We start from the raw sequence: 20,343 nt of genomic DNA, 5'->3' as shown, positions 1-20,343 counted from the left end.
CTGCTCGCGCGGGCAGGTGCGCTCGCGCGGGAAGGTGCGTCTACCGCTGATCGACGAGTTCGTGCTCCGGTTCCGGCGGCGCGGCTGTCACCTTGGTGCGGTCATGATCGGGGCGCAACCAATCCGGCAGCCAGCGGGGCGGGGCATCAGGCGCGCGATCGAACACGCCGCCGGCCGGGTCGTCGACTTCGCCGCGGTACCGCACCAAATCCAGCTCCGGGCGATAGATCTGGCGAATCACCAACGCGCACAGAGCCACTACTGCGACGTCACGCAGCAGCACCGTCGCGGTGAACCACTGCTCGGGCAGGCCGCGGTTCTGCTCGCCGTAGAGGAACAACATGCGCGGTATCCACACCAGCGCGTCAATGGTCATCCACGCCAACAAGATGCGCCGGTGCGGTAGCGCCAGTACCGCCAGCGGCACCAGCCACAGCGAGAACTGCGGACTCCACACCTTGTTGGTCAGCAGGAACGCCGCGACCACCAGGAAAGCCACCTGCGCGACCCGCGGCCGCTGCTTGGCCGTCAACGCGATGTATCCGATTGCGATACAACAGGATACGAACAATGCCGCAGTGACGGCGTTGAGGACCGTCGGCGGCTGCCAGAAGCCGAGATCGGTGTCGAACCCGCGCCACCCGGTGAACGACTTGATCACGTTGTAGATCGAGTCCATGTCGTCGCCGCGGCGGGTGTTGAGCCGGAAGAACTCCGACCACCCCCGCGGGAACATCACCAGGATCGGCAGGTTCACCACCACCCACACCACCACTGCCGCCGCCACGGTACGACCGACCTCCCGCAGCTTGCCGGTCCGAACCGCCAACACCGCCAGCGGCGCGAGCAACAACAGCGGATACAGCTTGGCCGCCACTCCCAGCCCGATCAGCGCTCCCGCGAGCCACGGTTTTCGACGCGCCCACGCCAGCAACGCGCCCGTCGCGAAAGCCGTTGCCAGCGCGTCGAAGTTGGTGAAGATCTGGAAGATCACCAGCGGCGACGCGGCCACCAGTGCCGCGTCCCAGACCCGGCGCCGGCCGGCCAACAGAGACGTCGCCCACACCGTGGCCAACCACGCCAGCGCCAACCCGAACGCGGCGATGTTGAAGAACATCACCACCTCGGCGATCACCGGCACCGACACCAGCTTGGTCACCGCCGTGTAGGTCTTCGCCAACGTCATCGACACGTACTGGTACATGCCGGTCAGCACCGGATACTCCATGTAACGCACCGCGATGTTGCCGTCGTACTGGACGCGGGGCTGACCGGTGGCGTCGCTCTCGATCCAGCTCGACTTGTACGGGAACTTGCCCAGATTCAGCAGTTCCGCGGTGTACAGCGGAACGGTGTCGGAGTAACACAGCTCGTAGTAGGCGCGCTGGTTCTCCCAGTTGGCCACCTGCTGGCCGGCGTGCCCTGTGCCGGTGGTCTGCAGACATGCCGCTTTGGACGAGTAGCCCAGCGCCAGAAACACCAGCGCGATGATCAACATCACCCGCAGCGGCGTCATGAACCGCTGCCGTCCGATCAGCGCGTGCCGACCGACGGGTCCCCCGATCGTTCCCGACAGCGCGGCGCCGATGGCGTCGGTGCGGCTGGGCAGATCACGGTCGTCGAGGCTGCGCAGATCGCGCGCGAGCTTGGCGGGCGAAACCGTCGGCTCGCCCTGCGGTTCGGTCACGGAGGCGGAAGCGGACCCGGCGGCGGGCCACCTGGCGCTGGCGCTACCACCGGACCGGGCGGCGGCACGGGCGCGGGGGCGACGGGCGCGAGGGGCGCACCGGGTACCGGCGGTCCGGCAGGAACGGTGGTGGGCGGTCCCCACGGGATCGTGATGCCCGGCGCCACCTCGAGAGTCGGCTGAATGACCGTGTTCGACGGGGGCGGCGGCGCGATCGGTGTGCTCGGCTCCGGCGCCCGCACCGGCGCCTGCGGTACGCCCGCGTAGCCACCGATCTCCTCGGGCTTCGGGAACGATTCGTTGTCGGTGTCCTCGAGCGCGCCGTCCATCGTCGCCTTCCAGATGTCCGACGGCAACCCCGAACCGTAGACCGGCGAACCCCACTGATTCTCGAGCGGTTTGGTGCCCTCGGTGGTGCCCACCCAGACCGCCGTCGACAACGACGGGGTGAACCCGACCATCCAGGCGTCGCGGTTGGCGCCCGTGTCACCGAGCTGGTTGGTGCCGGTCTTGGCCGCCGACGGCCGACCACCTGCCAGGGCGTGACCGTTGGAGTAGGCGGCGATCGGCTGCATCGCCGCGGTCACGTTGTCGGCGACCTTCTTGTCGATGCGCTGCTCGCCGGTGTTGTCCTGCTGGCTCGCGTCGAACAGCACCTCGCCCTGCGAGTTGACCACCTTCTGCACGAAGTGCGGCTTGTGGTAGACCCCCGACGCGGCCAGCGTCGCATAGGCCGACGCCATGTCGATGACGCGAGACTGGTACTGGCCCAGCACGACTCCGTTGTTCGGCGGTCCGCCCTGGCCATCCTCGGACAGCGTGTGCTCGACACCGGGGAAGCTCTCGGCGATACCCGCCTGGTGCGCCGCGTCGGCCACGTCCTGCGGGCCGTTCTGCAGTTTGAGCATCAGCCGGTAATAACTGGTGTTCAGCGACCGCTTCAACGCCTCGGCGATATTGCAGGTGCCGCAGCCGCCGCCCTCGACGTTGTTGATCTCGATGCCGTTCACGCTCAGCGGCGAGCTGTCCACCTGGGTGCCCAGCCCCATCCCCTGCTGTAGGGCGGCCACCAACGCGAACACCTTGAACGACGAGCCCGTCGGCAGGCCGGCCTGCGCGAAGTCGAAACCGTTGGCGTCGGTGCCGCCGTAGTAGGCCTTGACCCCGCCGGTGCGCGGGTCGATCGAGACGATCGCGGTGCGCATGTCGGGGTCCTGGCCGTCGAGGTATTCGGCGGCGGCCTCCTCGGCGGCCTTCTGCGCCTTGGGGTCGATCGTCGTGGTGATCTGCAGGCCTTCGGTGTTCAGCGTCTGCTCGCTGATGTCGAACAGCTCGAGCAGTTCCTTCTGCACCTGCCGCTCGATCAGCCCGTTCGGCCCGGTGGTCTGGTTCTGGTTGCGCGCCACGTCAGGCGGCACCGTCGGCGGGAACACCTGCGCGGCGCGGTCCTGCGGCGACAGCGCACCGATCTCGACCATGCCGTCGAGCACCCAGTTCCAGCGCACTGCTGCGCCCTCGGCGTCGACGGCCGGGTCCAGCGTCGACGGACGCTGGATCAGCGCGGCCAGCAGCGCGCCGTCCGCGACGGTCAGCTGTTCGACGGGTTTGTCGAAATAGGCCCGCGACGCCGCGGCGATTCCGTACGCACCGCGGCCGAAGTAGATGATGTTGAGGTACGACTGCAGCACGGTGTCTTTGGACCATTCGCTGGACATCTTCGTCGAGATGACCAGCTCCTTGGCCTTGCGAACCACGCCACCGAGCCCGGATCGCTCCGATCCGACGAGCGCGTTCTTCACGTACTGCTGGGTGATCGTCGACCCACCCTGCAGATCGCCGCCGAACAGGTTGTTCTTGATGGCGCGGGCGAACCCTGTGAACGAGAAGCCGGGATTGGAGTAGAAGTCGCGGTCTTCGGCGGCCATCACCGCGTCGCGTACGTGTACCGGAATCTGGTCGATGTTGACGTCGACTCGATTGCCTTCGGGCGGAACGATTTTCGCGATTTCGCTGCCGTCGCTGGCGAGAATGGTCGACACCTGGTTGGTGCGGATGTCGCCCGGCTTTGGCACGTCGACGATGAGGTAGGCCATTCCGAACGTGACCAGTGGCAGCACGATCATCGCCGCCACGGCTACGTAGAGGGTCCTGCGCACCCACGTCCAGTTGATCTGCTGCCCGCGGTTGGTGCGTCGAGGTGGTCTTCCCGACGGGCCGCCTGGGCCCCTGCCGCCACCGCGTGGCCGCCGCGGCGGCGGTGGTGGCGGCTGCTTCGGTGCGGGCGAGCCCTCCAGCGCCGCCTTAACGACGTCGACCGGATCGCGGTAGCGCGGCTCGTCGCGCACGATCGGAAGCACGGCGGTGTCGTCAGGCTTGGGCGGGACCGGCCGCCTCGGCGATCCGGCAGCAGGTGGGCGGTGCCTGCCGCCGTCGTCGGAATGCCGTGCTGCGCTCACACCGTCGGCCGCGCGTCCCAGGGGGACATCGGGGGCTGACCGGTCGTGGCGCCCTTCGCTATTCACTGGCCGTGCGCGCACGACTGCGCGCCGTTCGATTGCTTCGTGATCCCCGAGAGCCTCCGGTAGGAGGGACGGCACCGAGCACATACGACTTGACCAGATGGTTCCAACTGCAGGTGCGGCATACCTCCACCACGTGTACTGAGAACTCGTCGTAGCGGGACGCCAACAGGACCAGCTCCTCTGCGGTGCGCGCCGAACCCGATACGGCGCCCAGGTGGTCTCCGAATACCCACGACACCAGGGTCAGCTGTTCCTTGCGGCAGATCGGGCACATCGCCGAACTGGGCTTCCCATGGAATTTCGCGGCTCGCAGCAGATAGGGGTTGGCGTCGCAGACCTCCGAGACGCCGGTGCGCCCCGAGTAGACCTCGGCCAGCAGGGACCGCCGCTTGAGCGCGTAGTCCACCACCTGTCGCTGCAGTCGCACGGAGACCAGAGTACGTCGGCGATCCGACGGCCGAGGCACGACGGCTCCGGCGGGGGCATGACCGTGGTGTTTGATCTGGAGGTTCGCAGACGATCAGGAGAGCGCATGTTGGACGGGCGCGATTTCGCCCTCGACGGTGGCCCGACCGGTGACCGGACGAGTCACTTCACCCGTGAGCTCCCGGAGAACTGGTGCTTCAACGGGCGGGCGTTCGGTGGGTACACCTCGGCGCTGGCGCTGGCCGCGGTGTTCGCCCACAGCGGCCGTCCCGCGGCGGCATCGCTGTCGGTGACGTTCGTGGAGGCCGGTGCGCCGGGCGCACTCGAGCTCGACGCCCGCACCATCCGCGGCGGGCGGACGGCCGCCGCGATCGAGGTCACGATCAGCCAGAACGGGCGGACGATATTGATCGCCAGCAGCTGGCTGGCCGACGGCTGGCTCGGACCGCCCGCGGTCGACGCGCCGATGCCGTTCGGTCGCTGGGGTACGCCGACCGCCCCGCTGCCGGACCCCGCGACCGGCACGTCGTTGGAGTGGATCGGCGACGAGTACCCGTCGCTGCGCTTCGCCCACCGTCGGGGCGTCGACTATCCGCAGGGCCTCACCGAGTTCGGGGATCGGCAGCCCGCCGTTGCGCTGTGGGTCACCGTCGACGGCGGCGATTCCACCCTCGACCCGCTCGACCACCCGCAGATCGCCGACGTGCTGCACGCCGACGCGCACCTGTTCGATGCGCCAGGCAAGGTCTCCGGGTTCGTCGACGCGTGGCTGCTGAGCCTGGACCTCAACCTCGTGTGGCAACCGGGCGCGCACCTGTTGCCATCCACCGAATGGCGGTTGCTGGAGGCCGGCGGTTCGGTCGGTAGCGGTGGTGTGACGGCCTACGGCACATTGCGCGGCCGCGACGGTTCGCTGGTCGCTGTGCTGACGTCTCAGGGGCTCGTCCGCTGACGTCGGCGCGATCCGACCCCCCGAACCGACCGGCGAACTCTTACCATCATCGTCGTGGCGACCAGGCAGAGCGCAGGCACGCGAGCGAAAGACACCGACCGCAACAACACGTGCAAGGTTCTCGACAACGCGCTCGCCGAGGGGCAGCTGTCGATGACCGAACACGGTGAGCGCGTCAAGGCCGCCACCACGGCGACCACCCTCGGCGATCTGCAGGCGCTCGTCGATGACCTGCAGACCGAGAACAGTCCGGTCCAGATGCCCAACCTCAAACCGCAGCGCAAGGCGTTCAACGCCGACGGCAGCGGCTGGGGCCTGCGCGCGGCGATCGCCGGTGTGCTGATCGTCCTCGGCGTCGCAATCGGCTGGGGCCTCTACGGCAACACCCCGTCGCCGCTGAACTTCACCTCTGACCCTGGCGCCAAATCCGACGGCGTCCAACCAATGGTGCTGACCCCGCCCAAGCAGTTGCATTCGCTCGGCGGGCTCAACGGACTGCTCGAGCAGATGAAGCAACGCTTCGGCGACACCAACGGCTACCGGCTCACCGTCTACCCGGACTACGCGTCGCTGACCCGGCAGGACCCGAACGAGGAACGGCGCGCGCTCAACTACAGCTACCGCGGTGGCTGGGACGATCCGACGGAAACCACCAAGTCCGACAGCGACGTCGAGGTCGACCTCGGCACGTTCGACACCAAGACGGTCGTCGGCGTGCTGCGCGGGGCACCCGAGACGCTGGGCATCAAGCCCGACGATGTGGACAACATCTATCTGAGCGTCAACCCGAGCGGCGACCCCACGACGCCGGGCTCCATCTCCGTCGAGGTGTACGTCAGTAGCGACTTCGGCAGCGGCTGGATCGAACTGGCCGCCGACGGCACGGTGAAGCAGGTCCACTACCCGGGCTGAGCGGTTTCCGTTCGCGCGGGGATAACGCTTTGTTGGCGCCGAATATATCGGCGCGATACTATTGGCCGAGGTGTCGAACCGCCGTAACGGACGAGCAAAGGAGGTGTCCCGGTGCTCGAACTGGCCATCCTGGGGCTCCTGCTCGAATCGCCCATGCACGGCTACGAACTGCGCAAGCGACTGACGGGTCTGCTGGGGGCGTTCCGCGCGTTCTCCTACGGCTCGCTCTACCCGGCGCTTCGACGCATGCAGGCCGACGGCCTGATCGTCGAGGACGCCGCGCCGGAAGGCATCCCGAAGATGCGCCGTGCGCGGCGCGTCTACCGGCTCAGCGATGCCGGTAAGCAGCGCTTCGCCGAACTGGTGGCCGACACCGGTCCGCAGAACTTCTCGGACGACGGGTTCGGCGTTCACCTCGCCTTCTTCAACCGCACGCCCGCCGAGGCGCGGATGCGGATTTTGGAGGGGCGCCGTCGTCAGGTGGAGGAACGCCGTGAAGGTTTGCGTGAAGCAGTAGCGCGGGCCAGCAGCTCGATAGACCGCTACACCCGCCAGCTTCACCAGCTCGGGTTGGAGTCCAGCGAGCGCGAAGTGAAATGGCTCAACGAATTGATTGCGGCGGAACGAACGGCGCAGCAACGGGCTGAGCAGCCGTAAGTACTACCGGGTTAGTAGGAGAGGGAGATAGTCGTCATGACTGGAAACACTGACGTGCGAGTCGCAATTGTCGGCGTGGGCAACTGCGCGTCGTCGCTGGTGCAGGGCGTGCAGTACTACAAAGACGCGGACGAGAACGTCACCGTTCCCGGCCTGATGCACGTCAAGCTCGGCCAGTACCACGTGCGCGATGTGAAGTTTGTCGCCGCCTTCGACGTTGACGCGAAGAAGGTCGGGTTCGACCTCTCCGAGGCGATCTTCGCGTCCGAGAACAACACCATCAAGATCGCCGACGTGCCGCCGACCAACGTCACGGTGCAGCGCGGCCCGACCTTGGACGGCATCGGCAAGTACTACGCCGAGACCATCGAGATCTCCGACGTCGAGGCCGTCGACGTCGTCAAGGCGCTCAAGGACGCCGAGGTCGACGTGCTGGTGTCCTACCTTCCGGTCGGCTCCGAAGAGGCCGACAAGTTCTACGCCCAGTGTGCGATCGACGCAGGCGTGGCGTTCGTCAACGCGCTGCCGGTCTTCATCGCGAGCGACCCGGAGTGGGCCAAGAAGTTCGAAGACGCCGGCGTGCCGATCGTCGGCGACGACATCAAGAGCCAGGTCGGCGCGACCATCACCCACCGCGTCATGGCCAAGCTGTTCGAGGACCGCGGCGTGCAGCTCGACCGCACCATGCAGCTCAACGTCGGCGGCAACATGGACTTTTTGAACATGCTCGAGCGCTCGCGCCTGGAGTCGAAGAAGATCTCCAAGACCCAGGCCGTCACCTCCAACCTGCAGCGCGAGTTCAACACCAAGGACGTCCACATCGGCCCGTCCGACCACGTCGGCTGGCTCGACGACCGCAAGTGGGCGTACGTGCGGCTCGAGGGCCGCGCCTTCGGCGACGTGCCGTTGAACCTCGAGTACAAGCTCGAGGTGTGGGACTCGCCGAACTCGGCCGGCGTCATCATCGACGCGGTGCGCGCGGCGAAGATCGCCAAGGACCGCGGCATCGGTGGCCCGGTGTGGGCCGCGTCGGCCTACCTGATGAAGAGCCCGCCCAAGCAGCTGCCCGACGACGTCGCCCGCACGCAGCTCGAAGAGTTCATCGAGGGCTGACTAGTTGTCCGCGATTGCGGGCAGATCGTATTTTCGTCGCGAAAGTCGATCTCCCCGCAGTTTCGGCGTTGCATAGGGTCACCTAAGGTCAGCTGATGACCGAGATTTCGCCGGACGACGAGTTGGCCGCCCTGAGCGAGTTCACCTTCCTCAAGGAAAACGCCAAGCAAGCCGGCGTTGCCACAATCCCGCCGGTCGAACGGATCGACGCAGGCCCGATAAGCGCATTGAAGTTCGGTGACGCCTCACCGCGGGTGGTGTTCCTGCACGGCGGCGGCCAGAACGCCCACACCTGGGACACCGTGATCATCGGCCTCGGCGAACCAGCGCTGGCCATCGACCTTCCCGGACACGGGCGGTCCGCGTGGCGCGAGGACGGCGACTACGGACCCAAGCTCAACGCCGTCGCGGTCGAGCCGGCAGTGCGCGAACTCGCGCCGGACGCCGATCTCGTGGTCGGGATGTCACTGGGCGGGTTGACCGCGCTGCGGCTGGCCGTCACCGCGCCGGAGCTGGTGCGCCGCCTGGTGCTCGTCGACGTCACTCCCTCGGCGCCGGAGCGCCACACCGAGATGACCGATGCGCAGAAGGGCACCGTCGCTCTGGTTCAGGGCGACCGCACGTTTCCGACATTCGATGCGATGCTCGAGGTCACTGTCGCCGCGGCCCCGCATCGCGACCGGGAGTCGTTGCGCCGCGGCGTGTTTCACAATGCGCGAAGGCAGGACGACGGGACCTGGACCTGGCGCTACGACGAGATGCGCAAGGGCGAGGGTTTCGAGGGGTTGTGGGACGACGTGCCTAACCTCACGACGCCGACCACGTTGGTGCGCGGCGCCAACTCATTCTTCGTCAACGACGACGACGCCGCCGAGTTCGCCCGTCGCGCACCGGGTTTCCAGGGTGTGCACATCGTGGCGAACTCGGGTCATTCCGTGCAGAGCGACCAACCCGGCAAGCTGATCGAGATTCTGCGGAGCGTGCTCGCCGGCTGACGACGGGCCGCTATCACCGTTGGCCTGTTGTTCACCTCCTGCTACCCGACTTGCCGTAACTTCTGGCAGGTCCGGCCGACAAGCCCCGGCCGGGCTTCGTGTCGGAAGGAACCGTCCACATGGCGCTCGTGCCGCTCAGCCTCTTTGTCACCCACGACGGAAAGTCCAAGCGTCAGCATGTGACGTGCCGCTACAAATGCGGCGACGCGTGCTCGAAGCCGGTCCCGAACAAGAGTGACAACGAGTACTTCGGCGACATCGTCAAGTCGATGTCGCGCCGGTCCGTTCTGCAGGCCAGTGGCGTCGCGGTCCTGGCCGTCGGCGCCGGTTCGGTGCTGGCCGCGTGCGGAAGCGGCGAAGAGCCGGCCGCGAGCCCGACGACGTCGGCCGCACCCGCGGAGTCTCCGACGGGCATGAAGTTCGCCGCCGTCGCGCCGAACAGCGAGGATGTCGTGGTCATCCCCGAGGGCTACCAGCAGGCGGTGGTGATCAGTTGGGGCGACCCGATTCTGGCGGGCGCGCCCAAGTTCGACATCAACGCCCAAACCGGTGCCGCGCAGCGCGGCCAGTTCGGCTTCAACAACGACTTCGCGGCGCTGTTGCCCATTCCGGGACAATCGGACCGCTTCCTTCTGGTCACCAACTTCGAGTACGTCGCGCCGCAGTTCATGTTCCCCGGCTACGACCCGAAGAAGCCGACGCGTGAGCAGTTCGACGTTCAGATCGCCGCGGTCGGCATGGGCGTCGTCGAGGTGACGCGCACCCCGCAGGGTCTCAAGCCGGTGATCGGCCGATACAACAGGCGCATCACCGCCGACACCCCGTTCACACTGACCGGGCCCGCTGCGGGCACCGACTTCGTCAAGACAGCGGCCGACCCCGGCGGGCGCACGGTGGCAGGCACCTTCGCCAACTGCGCCGGTGGCGTCACCCCGTGGGGAACCGTGCTCTCGGGCGAGGAGAACTTCCACTCGTACTTCGGCGCCGCCGAGGGATCGCCCGGTCCGAGCCCGATCGACGCCGACCGGCAGGACCGCTACGGCCTCGCGCTCGAACTCTCGGAGCTGTTGTGGGAGACGTTCGACCCGCGTTTCGACCTGACGAAGAACGCCAACGAGCCGAACCGCTTCGGCTACGTCGTGGAACTCAACCCGTGGGACCCGAACTCGACGCCGGTGAAGCACAGCGCGCTGGGCCGGCTCAAGCACGAGGGCGCCAACATCTACGTCACCGACGACGGCACCGTGGTCGCCTACACCGGTGACGACGAGCGGTTCGACTACATGTACAAATTCGTGTCCAGCCGCAAAGTGCAGCCCGGCCGCGAGCCGGCGGCGATGGCCAACAACATGGCGATCCTCGACGAGGGCACGTTGTATGTCGCCAAGCTGTCCAGCGACATCCCCGCCAACGAGATCGACGGTTCGGGCAAGCTGCCGTCGAAGGGTTCGTTCGCGGGCACCGGCACCTGGATCCCGCTGCTGCGCTCCGGTCCAGGCGGGCAGGCCGAGTCGCTGGTCAACGGCATCTCCGCACAGGAGGTCGCGGTGTTCACCCGCATGGCCGCCGACAAGGCGGGCGCCACCAAGATGGACCGCCCCGAGGACTTCGAGGCCGACCCGAAGACCGGCAAGGTCTACGTCGCGCTGACCAACAATGACGAACGCGGCGCGGCCGGTGAGGCGCCGCCGGATGCGGCCAACCCGCGCAACGACAACAAGAGCGGCCAGGTTCTCGAGATCACCGACAACCACACCGGCACCGACTTCACCTGGGACCTGCTGCTGGTGTGCGGTGACCCCGCGGCCGCCGACACCTACTACGCCGGGTTCGACAAGACGAAGGTCAGCCCGATCTCGTGCCCGGACAACCTGGCGTTCGACAGTCACGGCAACCTGTGGATCTCGACTGACGGCAACGCGCTCGACTCCAACGACGGGCTGTTCGCGGTCGCGCTCGAAGGGCCGAACCGCGGCGAGACGAAGCAGTTCCTCACCGTGCCGCTCGGCGCCGAGACGTGCGGTCCGGTGATCACCGACGACCTGGTCACGGTGTGCGTCCAGCACCCGGGTGAGCACGACGACAACAGCGTGGACAACCCGTTGTCGCGCTGGCCGGAGGGCGGCAACGGCACGGCGCGGCCGTCGGTGGTGGCGGTATGGAAGGCCGACGGGAACATCGGCGTGTGAGCGCGTGCGCGAACACCATCGGCATGGTCTGAGCGGCGGCCGCCGCCGGCCCCACTAGCATTCGCCGGATGACGTCATCAGCGCTTGTCGCCGTGGATCTCGCGCACGAGGGGAACGAAGCCTCCGACCTCGTCCACGTCGACAATCAGGCGCTGCTGGACGCGCACGGATGGGATTTCGGATTCTGGACCGTGCTCGACGAGGGCTCGGTGGAGGACTGCATCGCGGTGCTCGGCCATGCCCGCGGCGCAGCAGCGGACAGCGGCTGGGAGATCTACCCCCTGCCGGCCATCGCCGGTGACGAGAAGGGGCGCACCGAGGATGCCGAGGCGGTGGCGCGGCACGACGGGTGGATCTACGTCGTCGGCTCACACTACGGCTCCAAAGCCGGCCCCCTACAGGCCAAGCGCGCCTTCGTCGCGCGCTTCGACGAACAATCGATCGACCGGATGGTGCCCGAATCCGAACTGCCGATCGACATTCGCCGCAACAAGTTCCGGCTGCACCGCCTGATCAACGACGCGCTCGACGCCTCGCACGTCGTTGCGATCACCCCCGGGGACAACGTCCGCACCCGCTTCATCGCGCGCACGATCGAACGAGGAACCCAGCGCAACAAGACCTGGGTCGACCGGCTGACCGATCGCGACGTGCCCATCAACATCGAGGGCGCCGCATTCCGCCCCGACGGGAACCTGCTTCTGGCGCTGCGCTTTCCGACCACCGCCGAAGGCGAACCGATTCTGGTCGAACTTGCGGGCGTCCCGGCCATGTTCGACGACGGCGCCGATCCGACCGTCGTGCGGGTGTGGGAACTGGCCGGCGTGTCACCGCCGAACGCGCTGGTGGGCTTCCGCGCACTGTCCCGGTCCGGACCCGATGTCTTTGACGCGATCGTGGGGTCGATCGACGCGACCGACAAGGGTTCGGCGCTACTCGAGGACCATCCCGACGGTGCGCTCGCGCACTGTTCGCACTGGCGCTTCACGCTGCCCGCCGACGGCCCCCACGTCACCAGCGTCGCGCTGGTCCGCGACTTCCCGGACCTGCGCAATGTCGAGGGCCTCGCCGTCGAAACCGGGCAGACCTTCTACGTCACCGACGAGGACCACCGCATCCAGGTGCGCTTCGGCTGATCGCTCCCGGCGCCCTCCGGCCGGCAGCGGTTACCGTTGCGGAGTGACCTCAGCCTCATCCCACCCCGTGCGTATCGGCGTGCAACTGCAGCCGCAACATTCCCCGCAATACAGCCAGATCCGCGACGCCGTCCGGCGCGCCGAGGACATCGGCGTCGACATCGCCTACAACTGGGACCACTTCTATCCGCTGTACGGCGAGCCCGACGGGGCGCACTTCGAATGCTGGACGATGCTGGGCGCATGGGCCGAGCAGACGTCGCGCATCGAGTTCGGCGCGCTCGTCACGTGTAACTCCTACCGCAACCCCGAACTGCTGGCCGACATGGCCCGCACCACCGACCACATCTCCGGTGGACGGCTGATCCTGGGCATCGGCTCGGGCTGGTTCCAGCGCGACTACGACGAATACGGCTACGAGTTCGGCACCGCAGGCGGCAGGCTCAACGACCTGGCGGCGGCTCTGCCGCGAATCAAGGAGCGCTTCGCCAAGCTGAATCCCGCCCCCACACGCGACATTCCGATCCTGATCGGCGGGTCGGGCGAGAAGAAGACGCTGCGCATGGTCGCCGAGTACGCCACCACTTGGCACGGATTCGTCGACCGGGAGTCCTACCCCCATAAGGCCGAGGTCCTGGCCGGGCACTGTGAGGCGGTCGGCCGCGACCCGGCGACCATCGAGCGGTCCGCGGGTCTGCAGGGCAAGGGTGACGCGTTGCTGGCCGAGGCCGATGCACTCCTCGAGCTGGGAGTCACCCAGTTCACCGTCGGCGTCAACGGGCCGGACTACGACCTGGACGCCGCCGAGGCGTTATGCCGGTGGCGGGACAGCCGTTCGTCGTAACCGCTCCATGGGCGGCGGGTCACGTGAGACACTGGCGCCGCCAGCGCACGCGAGGAGCAATTCGGCCCATGCCCAAGAAGTATGGGATCAAAGAGAAGGACCTCGTGGTCGCGCATGTCGTCAACCTGGTGCTGACCGGCAAACTGCGGTCGGGAGATCGGGTGGATCGCAACGAGATCGCGCACGCCCTCGGGCTGTCCCGCGTGCCGATCCAGGAGGCCGTGGTGCAGCTCGAACACGACGGGATCTTGTCGACCCGCTATCACCGCGGCGCGTACGTCGAGCGGTTCGACGAGGACGTCGTGCGCGAACACCACGAGCTCTACGGGCTGCTGAGCGGCATCGCTGCGGCGCGCGCCACGGCGGCGTCGGACCCGTTGATCCGCGCACGCCTCGACACGCTGCTGGGTGTCATGCGGGCGAGCAGGGAATCGCGCGCGTTCCAAGAGGCGGCGTGGCAGCTGCGCGGCGTCATCAACGAGGAGTACGCCGGCCCGCGGCTGCAGGCCGCGATCCGCGCGTCGCAATCGTTCATACCGCGTGCGTTCTGGGTGGCCTACCTCAACAACCACGACGAGATGCTGCCGTTCTACGAAGCCGAAGTCGCGGCCATTCACCGCGGCGACGCCGACACCGCACGAACCGCGTGCGTCGAACGCTCCGAGGTGATGGCGCGGATCATGCTCACCGAACTGGTGCGGCGCGGCGTCCTCCGGCCGGCCGGTGCGGAGCCCGTTGCGTTCTGATTGAGCTGAAGCCGGTGTCGCGGGGGTGCCGATGGTTACCTTGCAGGGGTGAACCCGTTCCCGCGGCTCTGTAAGTCCTTCGTCGTCGCGCTGACCGTATTGCTGGCCCTCGGCATGGGCGTGGCGGCGCCGCCCGCGGCGGCGAACGTCGACCAGTGCGCTCCGCCGGGGGTGCAGAGCGCCAGCGCGCTGCCCACGAATCTGGCGGCCGCCGCTGCGGGACCGGGCGAAGACAAGTACACGACGCCGACGGTCACGCCGCTGCCGGCCGTCGATGTCAACGCGCTCGGGCTCAGCACGCCCGGCACGCTGACGGTCGGCACCCTGTCGGACGCACCGCCGAGCATCTGCATCGACTCGGCCGGTCAGTTCACCGGATTCGACAACGAACTGCTCCGTGCGATCGCCGAAAAGCTGGGTCTGCAAGTCAATTTCGTCGGCACGGAGTTCTCTGGACTGCTGGCACAGACGGCGTCGCGGCGGTTCGACGTCGGCTCCTCGTCGATTACCACCACCGAGGCGCGCCGGCGCACCGTCGGCTTCACCAACGGCTACGACTTCGGCTACTTCTCGTTGGTGGTGCCGACCGGTTCGGCGATCACCGGATTCGACAAGCTGGCGGCCGGGCAGCGTATCGGCGTGGTGCAGGGCACTGTTCAGGAGTCGTACGTCATCGACACCCTAGGCATCGAGCCGGTCAAGTTCCCGGACTACAACACCGTCTACGCCAGCCTGAAAACGCGACAGATCGACGCGTGGGTGGCGCCGTCGCAGCAGGCCTCCGGCACCGTGCAGACGGGCGATCCAGCCGAGATCATCGAAAACACGTTCAGCTTGGACAATTTCGTGGCGTGGGCCGTCGCCAAGGACAACCAGCCGCTCATCGACGCGCTGAACTCCGGGCTGGACGCCATCATCGCCGACGGCACCTGGGCGCGGCTGTACACCGACTGGGTGCCGCGGGCGTTACCGCCAGGCTGGAAGCCGGGATCCAAAGCCGCGCCGATGCCGCAACTGCCGGACTTCGACGCGATCGCCGCGCAGAACCAGGGGGCCGCGCCGGCGGAACCGTCGGCGCCGAAGTCGACTCTGTCGCAGCTGGCGGATGCGTTCGGGAACTGGGATCTCTACAAGCAGGCGATCCCCGACCTGTTCAAGACCGGTCTGCCGAACACCCTGATCCTGACGGTCAGTGCCGCGGTCATCGGGCTGGTCCTCGGCATGGCGCTGGCGGTGGCGGGAATTTCGCGGGCGTGGTGGCTGCGATGGCCTGCGCGGGTGTACACCGACATCTTCCGCGGCCTGCCGGAAGTGGTGATCATCCTGTTGATCGGCCTGGGCGTCGGTCCGGTGGTCGGCGGGCTGACGGGCAACAACCCGTATCCACTTGGCATCGCGGCGCTGGGGCTCATGGCCGCGGCGTACATCGGCGAGATCTTCCGGTCCGGAATTCAGAGCGTAGAAGCCGGGCAGATGGAAGCATCACGCGCACTGGGCTTTTCGTACACCTCGTCGATGCGCCTTGTGGTCATCCCGCAGGGGGTGCGCCGGGTGCTGCCCGCGTTGATGAACCAGTTCATCTCGCTGCTGAAGGCGTCGTCGCTGGTGTACTTCCTCGGGCTGGTGGCCAACCAACGGGAACTGTTCCAGGTCGGCCGCGACCTCAACGCCCAGACCGGCAACCTGTCCCCCTTGGTGGCGGCCGGGCTGTTCTATCTGGTGCTGACCGTGCCGCTGACACACCTGGTCAACTACATCGACGCCCGATTGAGACGCGGCAGGCAGCAGACCGAGCAGGACCCGCTGGAGCTGTCGACGTCGCAGGAGATGATCTGAGATGGCGGCTGAGAAGAGCGCTCCCCTGAAACACCACTTTCAGCCGGTTTCGTTGAGCGCCAGCGACATTCATTTGGCGTTCGGGCCGAACGCAGTGCTGCGCGGAGTGGACATCGACGTGCCTGCGGGCAGCACAGCGGCGGTGATCGGCCCGTCGGGTTCCGGCAAGTCGACGCTGCTGCGGACGCTCAACCGGCTCTATGAGCCCGATCGCGGCGACATCCTGCTCGACGGACGGTCGGTGCTCAAGGACAACCCCGATCAGTTGCGCCAGCGAATCGGCATGGTGTTTCAGAGTTTCAATCTGTTCCCCCACCGCAGCGTGCTCGACAACGTGACGCTGGCGCCGCGCAGGCTCAAGGGCCTGAGTGCCGACGCGGCCCGCGAACTGGGGCTGGCGCAACTGGACCGCGTCGGCCTGCGGCACAAGGCCGACGTGCGGCCCACCACTTTGTCGGGAGGTCAACAGCAACGAGTGGCGATCGCGCGCGCACTGGCGATGGCACCGCAGGTGATGTTCTTCGACGAGGCGACCTCGGCGCTGGACCCGGAATTGGTCAAGGGCATCCTGGCGCTGATCGCCGACCTCGGTGCGGACGGGATGACGATGGTGGTGGTGACCCACGAGATGGGGTTCGCCAGGTCGACGGCCGACGAGGTGTTTTTCATGGATCACGGACAGGTCGTCGAATCGGGCCCACCGGACAAACTGTTCGAGTCGGCGTCGACCGAGCGGTTGCAGCGTTTCCTTTCGCAAGTTCTCTGACATTTACGTGCTCGTCATCCATCGTGTCAGGGTCCGACAGGTTAGACTGCCTGCATTATGGTCGAGGTTGAGCCGCAGGTCACAGACCTGGCCGGGGAGCTGCAGAGGGTGCTCTCGCGGGTTTTTTCGGTGCTTCGACGCAGCGACCCGAATCGCGGCGACTCCACGACCGGTGATCTGACGCTCGCCCAGCTGTCGATTCTGCTCACTTTGCTCGAGGCGGGGCCGATGCGCATGACCGAGCTGGCAGCCCATGAGCGCGTCCGCACCCCGACCACCACGGTGGCGATTCGCCGGCTGGAGAAGCTCGGCCTGGTCAAACGCTCCCGCGACCCGTCGGACCTGCGCGCAGTGCTCGTCAACATCACCCCGGAAGGCCTGGCCCAGCACCAGGAAGCGCTGGAATTGCGGCGCGCACACCTGGCGACGCTGCTGTCCAAGCTCGGTCCTGAAGATCTCGAGACGCTGGCCAAGGCGCTCGTTCCGCTGGAACGCATCGCCGAATAGTCAGCCCAGCCAGTCGAGCACCGCGGCGGCGGTCCACGACTGCTGCATGCTGCCGAGCGCTTCGCCGGTGAACGGCTCGTAATATTCGGCGAAGCTGCCGTCGCTGGCTTGGCGCAGACCCTCGAGGCGCAGCAACTTGGACCGTTCTGCCCAACCGCGCCGAGCAAAGCACCACGAGAACAGCCACGTCACCACCGGCCAAACCGGACCGCGCCAGTACTCACGCGGACGGAAGTCCCGCGACACCGGTGACGTCGACGGGATGCAGGCGTACTTCAGATCGGGATGTCCGCAGAACCGGGGACCCTCCAGCAACTTGACCAGTGCCCGCTCCTTGTCGTGCGGTAGTCCGCCGCACATCAGCGGGGCGAACTGCGCGACCGTCTCGGTGGCCACCCATTTGCCCGCGCGGACATCGAAATCCCTTGCCGCGCCCGTTCTTCCGTCCGTGGTCTCGACGACGCCCGCGCGGAACCGTTCGGCCCACGCGTAGAGGTCTTTGACGTCGGCGTTGGGGCGCCGGTAGTCCTCACCGATCTCGGCCAGCACGTCGCAGGCGACCGCGAAGATGGCCGAGACGAAGACGTCCTCGACGGCGAAACTCATCTGATTCGGGAGCAGGCTGTCGTCGTAACGCACCTGCTTCATCTCCTCGAGCAGCCAGAGGTAGCGGTCGTACTCGCCGTCGGACGGCCGCTGGCTGGTGTCGGTGATGATGGCGTTGTCGGCTCGCTGGTACTCCGGCACCTCGCCCGGAATCACGTTGGCGTACGCGCTGTCCCAGCGCGGCGAGTTGTCCATCCCGGACTCCCAGCCGTGATAGAGCGTGATGCGGCCACGCTGCTTCTGGTCGCGGCTCTCGGCGAGCCAGCGGTGCCATCGGACCAGGTCGTCCCAGCGTCGGTCGAGGAACGCTTCGGCGACCGCGCGGGTGGACCGGCCGCGGGTCTTGGCGTGATCGAGGATGCGCTGCACCGCGATCGCATGCACCGGCGGCTGCGTGATGCCCGAGGTGTGCCGGTTGCGCGGCGCGTGCGCGGCCAGTGCGGAGGTGGCCCACCGGGCGGGACCAGGAAAGTACCCGTCCACGCCGTTGGCGAAGACGATGTGCGGGATCATCCCGTTGGTCCACTGTGCCGACAGCAGCGTGTCGAGTTCGACGACGGCCCGCTCCACGCTCAGCGGCGCGAGCCCGATCGACACGAACGCCGCATCCCAGCTCCACATGTGCGGGTACAGCAACGGCGCCGCGGTGGTCATCACGCCCAGGTCGTTGCCGCGCAGTAAGTACGCGGCGCGGGCCGCGAGCTGGGTCGGAGCGAAGCTGTGGTCGGGTGGCATCGGTTCCATCATGCGGCGTCGGCGGGCTCGGCGCAGGTCGGTAGGGTGGCCCGCATGCCGACGGCGATGATCACGGGCGCCTCGCGAGGTGTCGGCGCGGCGGTCGCTCGGGCGTTGGCGCCGACTCACACTCTGTTCCTGGCCGGCCGTCCGTCACCGGATCTAGACGCGATTGCTGCGGAGTTCGGGGCGACGACGTGGCCGATGGATCTAGCGGATTTCGACGCGATACCCACGGTCGTCGAACCCATCGACCAGCTCGACGTCTTGGTTCACAACGCGGGCGTGGCGTACCCGGGCCGGGTCGCCGAGTCGACAGTCGATGAGTGGCGATCCACGATGGCGGTGAATGTGGTTGGCCCCGTTGCGCTTACGCTGGCCCTGCTGCCAGCGCTGCGGGCCGCGCGTGGACACGTCGTGTTCGTCAACTCCGGATCGGGGATCAACGTCTCGCCGGGCCTGGCGTCGTACGCGTCGAGCAAGTTCGCGCTGAGAGCGTTCGCGGACTCGCTGCGCAACGACGAGAGCTCGCTGCGGGTGACGTCTGTGCACCCGGGGCGCATCGCCACCGAGATGCAGGAGGAACTCGTCGCCTACGAGGAACGCGAATACGACCCGTCGCAGTTCTTGAGTCCCGAGACTGTCGCGCAGGTGATCGCCGATGCGGTGCATGCCCCGCCGGACGCCCACATCCGCGAGGTCGTCGTCCGCCCCCGCTAGCAGGTGATTTCGGCGCGCTAACGATCGCTGACCGACTGTTCGCGCACCGAAATCGCCCGGCGGATCTCGGCGATCACGCGTTCTGGATACTCCGTCAGGTCGAGCCAGGTGAACCGCAGAACCTGCCAGCCGGACAGAGCGATCGCATTCTGCCGTTTACGGTCGATCTGAAAAGCGTCCGCGTCGGAGTGAAACGCCCAGCCGTCCGTCTCGATGGCGATCTTGACTTCGGGAAATCCGACGTCGACGTGGTAGCCGGCGACCGGGTGGTTCGCCTTCCAGCCCGTGATCCCCGCCGCACGCAGAAGCTTCACCAGCAGCCGCTCTGCGACCGACCGCGCGTTGTCGGCAGCCGCTTGCAGCAGAAGACGAGCCGCAGGCGATCCATAGCGGCCTCTGTTTCGCAGTTGAGCACGCCAGAGCTCGCGCAGTTCGATGTTGCGCTGTAGCGGCCGGTCCATCAGCTTGGCGCCGCCAGGTCGCGTGATCGCAGCCTCGAGGATGGTGAGCGCCGGTGCCGTGACCCGAACGCCCCGCAGGATCCTGACATCTGCCGGGTCCAAATCCCTTCGCCGCAGGCGGGTTTCGGCGTGACGGCGGCCATGGCCGGTTCTTGGCATGGTGACGTCGACGACGTCGGGCGCGAACTGCGTGAGGTCATGCCAGAACGCGGCGGCCATGCCACTCGCGACGGCGCGCTCCCCGTACCCCCAGACCGCGCTCCGGATACGGGCGGCGTCGGTGAACACGCGGTCGTTGACGAAGTACACGCCGCGAGCGCACCGCAGCCAGTGTCCGGATCGAAGTCGCCGCTGAACCGCCTGGAGACTGAGTCCGGCGCGCCGCGCTTGTTCGAGCGTCAGGACGCCGTCCTGCTGCCTAAGGAGGTCATCGAGCACTCCCATAGGACGGCGCGCTGCACGTTTGCGTTCCACTGCCTGCGATTTCGGTGCGCCAACGATCGCTGAGCGACTGTTTGCGCACCGAAATCGCT

The 20,343-nt window shown here is 67.3% G+C and carries 18 protein-coding genes; 13 read left to right on the top strand and 5 right to left on the bottom strand.

The features are described 5' to 3' along the window. Window positions 1-40 precede the first annotated feature (40 nt). From N4S67_RS23225 to N4S67_RS23215, 3 genes are read right to left on the bottom strand one after another with little or no spacing between them, the layout of a single operon-like run. Window positions 41-1,687, bottom strand: coding sequence for a glycosyltransferase family 87 protein (locus tag N4S67_RS23225; protein WP_260995399.1), 1,647 nt, complete (start codon window positions 1,685-1,687; stop codon window positions 41-43). Then, a complete protein-coding gene (locus tag N4S67_RS23220) occupies window positions 1,684-4,143 on the bottom strand; it encodes a transglycosylase domain-containing protein (RefSeq protein ID WP_260995398.1) in 2,460 nt (819 codons plus the stop codon). Before N4S67_RS23220 ends, N4S67_RS23225 begins: the two co-directional genes overlap by 4 nt. A gap of 58 nt (window positions 4,144-4,201) precedes the next feature. Further along, window positions 4,202-4,636, bottom strand: coding sequence for a DUF5318 domain-containing protein (locus tag N4S67_RS23215; protein ID WP_260995397.1), 435 nt, complete (start codon window positions 4,634-4,636; stop codon window positions 4,202-4,204). A gap of 105 nt (window positions 4,637-4,741) precedes the next feature. On the opposite strand from N4S67_RS23215, the gene N4S67_RS23210 reads away from it, so the two are divergent. The 12 genes from N4S67_RS23210 (at window position 4,742) to N4S67_RS23155 (ending at window position 17,288) form a co-directional block, all read left to right on the top strand. Then, a complete protein-coding gene (locus N4S67_RS23210) occupies window positions 4,742-5,587 on the top strand; it encodes a thioesterase family protein (RefSeq protein ID WP_260995396.1) in 846 nt (281 codons plus the stop codon). 54 nt (window positions 5,588-5,641) lie between these two features. Continuing rightward, complete coding sequence (locus tag N4S67_RS23205) at window positions 5,642-6,499, top strand: DUF1707 SHOCT-like domain-containing protein (RefSeq protein ID WP_260995395.1); 858 nt, start codon at window positions 5,642-5,644, stop codon at window positions 6,497-6,499. Window positions 6,500-6,610: 111 nt separating this feature from the next. After that, on the top strand, window positions 6,611-7,156 hold the full coding sequence (locus N4S67_RS23200) for a PadR family transcriptional regulator (protein ID WP_260995394.1): 546 nt from the start codon (window positions 6,611-6,613) through the stop codon (window positions 7,154-7,156). A gap of 36 nt (window positions 7,157-7,192) precedes the next feature. Then, the gene (locus N4S67_RS23195) at window positions 7,193-8,269 is read left to right on the top strand and encodes an inositol-3-phosphate synthase (protein ID WP_260995393.1); all 1,077 of its coding nucleotides are present in this window, start codon (window positions 7,193-7,195) and stop codon (window positions 8,267-8,269) included. A gap of 95 nt (window positions 8,270-8,364) precedes the next feature. Continuing rightward, complete coding sequence (locus N4S67_RS23190) at window positions 8,365-9,264, top strand: alpha/beta fold hydrolase (protein ID WP_260995392.1); 900 nt, start codon at window positions 8,365-8,367, stop codon at window positions 9,262-9,264. 119 nt (window positions 9,265-9,383) lie between these two features. After that, window positions 9,384-11,453 (top strand): PhoX family protein, encoded by a 2,070-nt coding sequence (locus N4S67_RS23185; RefSeq protein WP_260995391.1) that lies wholly within the window; start codon window positions 9,384-9,386, stop codon window positions 11,451-11,453. 68 nt (window positions 11,454-11,521) lie between these two features. Further along, window positions 11,522-12,589, top strand: coding sequence for a hypothetical protein (locus N4S67_RS23180; protein ID WP_260995390.1), 1,068 nt, complete (start codon window positions 11,522-11,524; stop codon window positions 12,587-12,589). A 43-nt stretch (window positions 12,590-12,632) separates the two neighbouring features. Then, a complete protein-coding gene (locus N4S67_RS23175) occupies window positions 12,633-13,433 on the top strand; it encodes an LLM class F420-dependent oxidoreductase (RefSeq protein WP_260995389.1) in 801 nt (266 codons plus the stop codon). A 68-nt stretch (window positions 13,434-13,501) separates the two neighbouring features. Then, on the top strand, window positions 13,502-14,179 hold the full coding sequence (locus N4S67_RS23170; protein WP_260995388.1) for a GntR family transcriptional regulator: 678 nt from the start codon (window positions 13,502-13,504) through the stop codon (window positions 14,177-14,179). A 114-nt stretch (window positions 14,180-14,293) separates the two neighbouring features. After that, window positions 14,294-16,015 (top strand): ABC transporter substrate-binding protein/permease, encoded by a 1,722-nt coding sequence (locus N4S67_RS23165; RefSeq protein WP_260995794.1) that lies wholly within the window; start codon window positions 14,294-14,296, stop codon window positions 16,013-16,015. 1 nt (window position 16,016) lies between these two features. Next, window positions 16,017-16,781, top strand: a complete 765-nt coding sequence (locus N4S67_RS23160) for an amino acid ABC transporter ATP-binding protein (RefSeq protein WP_260995387.1) — start codon at window positions 16,017-16,019, stop codon at window positions 16,779-16,781. Window positions 16,782-16,838: 57 nt separating this feature from the next. Continuing rightward, the gene (locus N4S67_RS23155; RefSeq protein WP_260995386.1) at window positions 16,839-17,288 is read left to right on the top strand and encodes a MarR family winged helix-turn-helix transcriptional regulator; all 450 of its coding nucleotides are present in this window, start codon (window positions 16,839-16,841) and stop codon (window positions 17,286-17,288) included. On the opposite strand, the gene ggh is transcribed toward N4S67_RS23155, so the two are convergent. Further along, the gene (gene ggh, locus N4S67_RS23150) at window positions 17,289-18,629 is read right to left on the bottom strand and encodes a glucosylglycerate hydrolase (RefSeq protein ID WP_260995385.1); all 1,341 of its coding nucleotides are present in this window, start codon (window positions 18,627-18,629) and stop codon (window positions 17,289-17,291) included. It lies immediately after the preceding gene. 54 nt (window positions 18,630-18,683) lie between these two features. On the opposite strand from ggh, the gene N4S67_RS23145 reads away from it, so the two are divergent. After that, window positions 18,684-19,349 (top strand): SDR family oxidoreductase, encoded by a 666-nt coding sequence (locus tag N4S67_RS23145; protein ID WP_260995384.1) that lies wholly within the window; start codon window positions 18,684-18,686, stop codon window positions 19,347-19,349. A 17-nt stretch (window positions 19,350-19,366) separates the two neighbouring features. Here N4S67_RS23145 and N4S67_RS23140 read toward each other — a convergent pair whose 3' ends face one another. Then, complete coding sequence (locus N4S67_RS23140; RefSeq protein WP_260995793.1) at window positions 19,367-20,248, bottom strand: type IV toxin-antitoxin system AbiEi family antitoxin domain-containing protein; 882 nt, start codon at window positions 20,246-20,248, stop codon at window positions 19,367-19,369. Window positions 20,249-20,343: the final 95 nt, after the last annotated feature.

The sequence above is a fragment of the Mycobacterium deserti genome, assembly GCF_025345615.1.
In the GTDB taxonomy this organism is placed as follows: domain Bacteria; phylum Actinomycetota; class Actinomycetes; order Mycobacteriales; family Mycobacteriaceae; genus Mycobacterium; species Mycobacterium deserti.
Note: the sequence above shows the minus strand (reverse complement) of the source record. Positions and strands in the feature narration are given on the sequence as shown.